Origin of the sequence: Paenibacillus terrae (genome assembly GCF_005217525.1) — a bacterium.
Taxonomy (GTDB): Bacteria; Bacillota; Bacilli; order Paenibacillales; family Paenibacillaceae; genus Paenibacillus; species Paenibacillus terrae_C.
Genome location: NZ_PNXQ01000009.1, coordinates 143,233 through 150,347, shown reverse-complemented (window position 1 = coordinate 150,347; position 7,115 = coordinate 143,233). Strand labels below are relative to the sequence as shown.

General features: G+C 48.2%; 7 protein-coding genes and 2 pseudogenes. 3 read left to right on the top strand and 6 right to left on the bottom strand.

Annotated features, from left to right (window positions below; genetic code table 11):
- A pseudogene (locus C1I60_RS25440) lies at positions 1 to 78 on the bottom strand (aldo/keto reductase); the annotation flags it as partial.
- Between the two features lie 24 nt (positions 79 to 102).
- Positions 103 to 1,308: an MFS transporter gene (locus tag C1I60_RS08205; RefSeq protein ID WP_137061283.1), complete on the bottom strand. Its 1,206-nt coding sequence runs from the start codon at positions 1,306 to 1,308 to the stop codon at positions 103 to 105.
- Positions 1,309 to 1,454: 146 nt separating this feature from the next.
- On the opposite strand from C1I60_RS08205, the gene C1I60_RS08200 reads away from it, so the two are divergent.
- Positions 1,455 to 1,820, top strand: a complete 366-nt coding sequence (locus tag C1I60_RS08200) for a winged helix-turn-helix transcriptional regulator (protein ID WP_137061282.1) — start codon at positions 1,455 to 1,457, stop codon at positions 1,818 to 1,820.
- A gap of 116 nt (positions 1,821 to 1,936) precedes the next feature.
- A complete protein-coding gene (locus C1I60_RS08195) occupies positions 1,937 to 2,773 on the top strand; it encodes a carbonic anhydrase (protein WP_137061281.1) in 837 nt (278 codons plus the stop codon).
- Between the two features lie 124 nt (positions 2,774 to 2,897).
- Here C1I60_RS08195 and C1I60_RS08190 read toward each other — a convergent pair whose 3' ends face one another.
- Positions 2,898 to 4,184 (bottom strand): Gfo/Idh/MocA family protein, encoded by a 1,287-nt coding sequence (locus C1I60_RS08190; protein WP_137061280.1) that lies wholly within the window; start codon positions 4,182 to 4,184, stop codon positions 2,898 to 2,900.
- A 137-nt stretch (positions 4,185 to 4,321) separates the two neighbouring features.
- On the opposite strand from C1I60_RS08190, the gene C1I60_RS08185 reads away from it, so the two are divergent.
- Positions 4,322 to 5,179: a helix-turn-helix transcriptional regulator gene (locus tag C1I60_RS08185; RefSeq protein WP_137061279.1), complete on the top strand. Its 858-nt coding sequence runs from the start codon at positions 4,322 to 4,324 to the stop codon at positions 5,177 to 5,179.
- On the opposite strand, the gene C1I60_RS08180 is transcribed toward C1I60_RS08185, so the two are convergent.
- The 3 genes and pseudogenes from C1I60_RS08180 to C1I60_RS25435 form a co-directional block, all read right to left on the bottom strand.
- The gene (locus C1I60_RS08180) at positions 5,169 to 5,999 is read right to left on the bottom strand and encodes a carbohydrate ABC transporter permease (protein ID WP_137061278.1); all 831 of its coding nucleotides are present in this window, start codon (positions 5,997 to 5,999) and stop codon (positions 5,169 to 5,171) included. The two genes, C1I60_RS08185 and C1I60_RS08180, sit on opposite strands and share 11 nt — an antisense overlap.
- Positions 5,989 to 6,861: a carbohydrate ABC transporter permease gene (locus tag C1I60_RS08175; protein ID WP_137061277.1), complete on the bottom strand. Its 873-nt coding sequence runs from the start codon at positions 6,859 to 6,861 to the stop codon at positions 5,989 to 5,991. The genes C1I60_RS08180 and C1I60_RS08175 overlap by 11 nt, the downstream gene beginning before the upstream one ends.
- Positions 6,862 to 6,900: 39 nt before the next feature.
- A pseudogene (locus C1I60_RS25435) lies at positions 6,901 to 7,115 on the bottom strand (ABC transporter substrate-binding protein); the annotation flags it as partial.

The following is a 7,115-nucleotide window of genomic DNA, read 5'->3' as shown; positions in this document are numbered from 1 at the left end:
CTTAAATACCCCGATTCCGAACCAAGGCATGTGAACTCCGTTATGCAATGTTGTTGTGCTTTGTAAGTTTTGAGTCATTGTTTATCTTCCTCTCTGCATTTTTTAAGATTGTGAACCTATAGCGGTGATTGTATCCCTTTTTTCTAGCGTGCGACTCCAGCCTGTAAGTAGAACCGCAGCGAAAACCATAATCGCCCCGATCCAGGTCGTATGAATAAGACCCAAGGAATCAGTCACCCTTCCACCCACGTATGCTCCAATCGCAATTCCCGCGTTGAAAGCAGCGATATTGACGGCGGAAGCGACATCTACAGCTTTGGGGGCAAAACGTTCAGCCAACATCACCACATATACCTGTAGGCCGGGCACGTTCATGAACGCAAGCAATCCCATAAAAAAGATCGTAATCAGTCCGGCGGTTTTAAAAGGAGCAGTGAACAGCAGGACGAGCAGGACAATCGCTTGAATCAAAAACATGTAAAATAAAGCTGAAAGCGGCTTGCGGTTTGCAGCTTTTCCACCCATAACATTCCCAATAGCAATCGCAATTCCATACAGCAAAAGAATAAACGTTACCGTACTTTGCTTAAATCCGGTTATGTCGTGAAGCAATGGAGATAAATAAGTAAACACCACAAACGTGCCTCCATACCCCAAGGCTGTAATGATAAATGCAAGCAGCAAGCGGCCATTGGTAACCAGTTTGACTTGCTCGCGGAAAGGGGTTCTGTTCCCCTTTCGCAGAGTGGACGGCAGCAAAATCAGATTCGCAATGAGTGCCACCACACCGACGATCACAATCGCCATGAAGGCCGCTCGCCAGCCCCATTGCTGTCCGATAAAGGTTCCCAAGGGTACACCCGTGACCGTGGCTACGGTTAGCCCGGAGAACATAATGGAAATGGCACTAGCTCGGCGGTCATTGGGTACAAGGTCGGCTGCGATAGTGGAGCCAATGGACATGAACACCCCATGGGAGAACGCCGAGATCACGCGCGCAATCAGCAGCATGACAATTCCACCGGAGAACGCAGCGAGGCTGTTGCCTGCAATAAATACAATCATGATCCACAGCAGCAGCGTTTTACGGGGAACACTTGATGTTAACGAGGTCAGGACCGGCGCTCCGATGGTTACCCCTAATGCGTACAAAGTAACGGTTAAGGCAGACATGGTTACGGATATGTGCAAGTCCTCAGCGATCAGGGGAAGCAGCCCCACGCTGATGAACTCGGTTGTCCCAATGGCAAAGGCGCTTACGGCTAAAGCCAGTAATGGCCAAATATTTCGTTTTGAGTCTGACGACATGTCTTTCACTCCTAATCTATAGAAATCTTCGACCAGCAGATGTTATTATGAGTTATTCAAACAATTATGAACAGTACGTACTTTTTAGTGATATAGGTACCAAAAAGTACCCTAAACCAAAAGTAAAGCACACGGAGGGATCGACATTGGGTCAGAAAAAATACAACATCTCGGTTGAGGCGACTTTAGAGGTGATCGGTGGGAAGTGGAAGTGTGTGATCCTGTGTCATTTGACACATGGGAAAATGCGGACAAGCGAATTGAAACGCATCATGCCTTCGATTACACAAAAAATGCTGACGCAGCAGCTTCGGGAATTAGAGGAAGACGGCATCGTCAATCGAATTAGCTACAATCAGGTGCCTCCCAAAGTGGAGTACGAGCTTAGTGAATATGGATGTAGTCTGAAGAGCATTTTGGATTCTCTGTGCGCCTGGGGAGAAAAGCATATTATTAAGGAGTACGGGGATAAATCCGTTGTACTGGAGGATAACATTCTGAATAAGCTGTAAAAAAAGAGTACACCCATTCCTTCTTCCTAAGTCCTTGTACCCTTGATAACTTTGTACAATAATTTACAATGTAAAAAGTTTCACACACTCTACTTTGGGAAGAAGGATCATGCACAATGAAAAAAAACTGGAGAGTTTGCTTGTCCAGCATGTTTGCTATTTTCCTGGTTGTGTCGGCAACTGGATGTAATGCTCAGCCCGCCACTTCCAAATCTACGAATACTTCGTCTTCACCGACTGGTAGCGCCGCCCATGCGGTTGTTCAGAAAACACACTGGTCCTATGAAGGAGAGGAGGGACCGGAACATTGGGGAGAGTTGGAAAAGGATTTCGCCGCTTGTGGTACTGGCCTCGAACAATCCCCTGTCAACATAGAACATACTCGAATGGAAGCCTCGCAAACGCAGCAGCCGATACAGGTTCACTACACCAATACGAAAGTATCCATTCTGAATAATGGACACACCGTTCAAATCAATGCAGCCAACCCCAGTAATTATATTGTACTGGACGGTACCAAATTCACTTTAAAGCAGTTTCACTTTCATCATCCCAGTGAACACCAAATAGATGGTAAAAATGCCGATATGGAGCTTCATTTTGTTCATCAAAGTGACAACGGCAGCACCGCCGTCTTAGGCGTACTCATTCAAGGCGGCAAGGAGAATAAGGCTTTCAGCCGTATTTGGTCCAAACTGCCAAAAGATGTTTCTCAGGAAGAGGCTCCGGAGGGAGAACTGAATCTCGCTACTCTTCTGCCGAAGGATCTGCACTCGATTCGCTATAACGGATCTCTGACCACTCCGCCTTGCACAGAGCATGTGAACTGGACAGTACTGGAAAAACCCATTGAAATGTCGGCAGACCAAATCAGCCGGTTTGCTACTATTTTTCCCGATAACCATCGTCCTGTACAACAACTGGGAGCCCGTGAACTGACTGCTGATCAATAATGAAATAAGTACCCTACGACAGCTAACAGAAACTCTGCCGCCGCTGACAGCAAAATACCAAGAAGCCCCTCTGTTCATAAGATAAACAGGGGGGCTTCTTGGTTATTTTAGTGGTTGCCCGTCTTTACAAATGAACCAGTTCCTCCACCTTCACTGGCTGGCCCGTACGGATGGAGCGATTGGCGGCAATGCCCGTTAAAATAGACCAAGCTCCATCTATATGCGAGGCTGCGCGATGAAACCGATCATCTGCCGGCTGATCAAAAATATCCCGCAGCATGACCGGATCACCACCGCCATGACCACCCACGCCTTCCTCTACCTCCACCTCATAAGGTGCTGCAAAGTGGGGATAGATCGTAATGGTTTTTTCTTTTAACGCCCCCTCGTCTGCCTTACTGCCTCCGGAATTAACGTAGGATTGCTCGGATACCCGTACCTCCATCCGACCCTTGGTGCCGTTGAACACGATGATAAATCCCTCCCAAGGCATGTAAGCATTCAGCGAGTAGTTCATGACTGTCTTGTTCTTGTACTTCACCATGACACTAAGCGTGTCCTCAATGCTAATATTGTCGCCAAATACGCTTTGATCCCGCACATAGCCATCCTCATGCTCGGCATCCAAATACATGCTTTTCAGGTGCTCGTTACGGTCCAGATGCAGCGCAAACGGGTCATTTTCCGCTGCCTTGCTGCCGTAAGCCCGTTGATAGAACTCAGTCACACCACGCTGTTCCGCATTTTCCCGGCCATAAAATTTCAGATCGCCCATCGCATACACCGTTTCCGGCTTTGAGCCGAGCCAAAAGTTCATTAGATCGAAATGATGCGTCGATTTATGCACCAGCAGACCGCCACTGTTGCGCTTATCCCGGTGCCAGCGACGGAAATAATCCGCACCATGCTGTGTGTTCAGCAGCCATTCGAAATTGACCGACAAGATATCACCAAGCGACCCGTCCATAATCACCTCGCGTATTTTCGTATTATGGGGCGCATAACGATAGTTAAAGGTGACACGCAGCTTCCGTCCCGTGCGATCTATGGCATCTAGAATATCTTGACATTTGTCCTCATCCACCGTCATCGGCTTCTCGGAAATAACATCACAACCCAGCTCCATCGCCCGGATAATATACTGATGATGGACACGGTCAATGGTCGTGACGATCACGATATCGGGTTGTGTTTCTGCGATCATTCGTTCAAATTCATGAGCTTTATAGGTTGGAATCGGCTTGTGCTCATATTTCTCCTGCAACAACCGATTGGCATAGTCCATTCTAGTCTGATTGACGTCACAGAACGCGATCAGCTCCGAAGTATCCTTGAAAACGGTAACAACTTCACCGTAAAAAAATTCGGCTCTTCCTCCAGTACCCACAAGTGCATATTTGATTTTAGCCAATTGGCTCACACCCTTTGCATGAATTACTTTTATTTTATAGTATAAGAAAGAGCGAATTCTTCGCATTTATTGTGAATTTATCCTTAAAGTATACATATATTATCCTCTTGAATTCTCTCGTAAAGGAGACCGTTGATGTGATCGCCACACCCCGTTTTGCCATCGAGCAAGCGCTACGGACGGAGCCGTTCAGTATGTCCGCCGACCATGTTCACCAAGCACATGAAATCTATTATCTGCTGGCAGGAGAGCGCTACTATTACATTAATCAGCGGGTATACGCTCTACAGAAGGGCGATCTGATTTGGATCAGCAAGCATGATTTCCACCGTACGAGTAATAAAGGCAGCGGTAGTCATGAACGAATTTTGATCAACTTTGATGAGCAATTTGTCTCCACATTAACAAACACCGTGCCTTACGGGGGTCAGAAGCAGCCCCTCCTGCCGGAGAAAAGCTTTTTGCTTCGCCCTTCGGCGGAGGAACAGTGCGAGCTGGAGCATCTGTTCCAGCAAATGCTGGATGAGTATCATCAAGATCATGCATACCGCCATATGTATCTCCAAAGCTTGCTGCTCCAACTGCTTATCCGAATCGGCCGCATACAATCCTCCACCCCCGACACCATTGCGCCGGAACGCAGCGAGAAGCAGCAGCGAGTGTATGCGGTCATCGAATACCTGCATGCCCACTATGCGGAGAGGCTGACTCTGGATCAACTGGCAAGGCATTTTTATATCAGCAGCACGTATTTGTGTCGTATTTTCAAACAGACGACAGGCTTCACCCTGGTTGAATATCTTCTGGATGTTCGAGTCCAACAGGCCCGGGCGTATTTGAGTGAAACGAGCTGGAAAGTGACAGCGATCGCTGAAAAAACGGGCTTTGACAGCATTGCCCATTTTGGCCGTGTGTTCAAGCAATGCACCGGGTATACCCCGTTACAGTATCGAAAAGAACAGAAAAAGGAGCAGGGAGACGCCCCTACCCCTTGATGCCCGTCAAGGTTATGCCTTCGATAATTTGCTTCTGAGCAATCATATAGACGAGCAGCACCGGAACGACGGAAATGGTAGTACCCGCCATCATCAGCGACCAATCCGCGGTATACAGCCCTTTAAAATTGTTGAGCAGCAGTGGAACCGTGAATTTCTCTGGTGTATTGAGGTAAATCAGCGGATCGAGAAAGCTGTTCCAGGCGCCCAAAAAGGTGAAAATCCCAATCGCGGCTAACGCTGGGCGAATCAGTGGCAGAATGACACTCCAGTAAATACGAATGTACCCCGCCCCGTCCATGACCGCCGCTTCCTCCAGATCGCGCGGAATCCCCATCACGAACTGGCGCAGCAGGAACACCGCAAACGCGTTAAACAACGCTCCGGGTACAATCAGCGACCAATGCGTATCCAGCCACCCGATGCGGTCCATCACCAAATACAGCGGGATCATCGTTACCTGCTTGGGCACCATCATCGTAGCAAGGAACAGGATAAACAGGACATTCGACCCCGGAAAGCGGATTTTGGCAAAAGCATACGCCGCCATGGACGCGCTAATCAGCGTCGCTGTCACGATAATGACCGTAATATAAAAGCTGTTCATATACGCCTGTACGAAGGGCATAGCCTCCAGTGAAGCCGGATAATTACTCCATACAAACGGATCGGGAATCCATTGGGGCGGGACGACAAAAATTTGCGAAATATCCTTCAGAGAACTGAGAACCGTCCACAGGAAGGGAAAAAACATCATCAGAGAGCCGACAGCGAGCAGCACATGGCGCAGGAAATCCCTGCTGTTTTGCCTAATCTCCATAGTGCACCCACCTCTTTTGCATTTTAAATTGCAGCAGGGTAAAGACAAGAATAATTGCGAACAAAATCATTGCTGCCGCAGCACTTTCCCCCATCGTAAAATCAATGAATGCCTGATCGTAAATATGGTACACAAGCGTATAGCTTGCCTTGGCTGGCCCCCCGTTCGTCATGACGAACGCCTGATCGAACACCTGAAAAGAGCTAATGACCATCATGATGGTGACAAAAAAGGTCGTTGGTGACAATAGCGGCAGGGTAATATACCTTAGCTGCTGAAGCTTGCTGGCTCCGTCAATCTCCGCTGCCTCGTAATAGCTTTTGGAGATGCCCTGTAGTCCTGCCAGAAAAATGACCATATTATATCCCAGCCCCAGCCATATGCTCAAAAGCGCAATCGATGGAATTACCCATTGCGTATCCGTAAGCCACATCGGGCCTGTAATCCCAATCGCTCGCAGCAGATGATTTAAAATGCCAAATTCGCCGTTCAGTATCCACATCCAGATGACCCCGACCGATACCGAGCTGGTCACAACAGGCATGAAAAAGAACAAACGGTATATTTCCTTGCCCTTCACTTTGTTCAGGACAATCCCCACGAGCAGAGCCAATACAATCCCTGCCGGAATCACCAGCACCATATAGTACATCGTATTGAAAAGTGCCTTCCAAAAATCAGGATCAGATAGCTGGCCCCTGAAATTGTCCAAGCCGACAAACAAAGGCACGCCAAAGCCGTCCCAATTCACAAAGCTCAAATAAAACGCATATAGCAACGGCAATAGCGAAAAACATAGCAGGCCCAGAAACTGGGGGCTAATGAATAGATAGCCCCATAGCGCTTGATGCTTTTTCTGCATCTTGTCACCTTCCTCCCCGGTCACGGCCTTATTCCGTGCCTACTTGACCGCCTTGGATATGATCTGATTCAGCTTCTCAATCGTTGCCGCCGCATCCTGCTTGCCAAGGAACATCAGGTCAATCGTCTCCGTGATATCCGAGTTTAATCCCGGTACCTGCGCGTCGTAGGCCAGTGCAGAGCCATGCGCATGCCCTTTGTCACGTCCTTCGGTCAAATAGCTGGAATGTTCAATCATCGCCTTTTTCATAATGC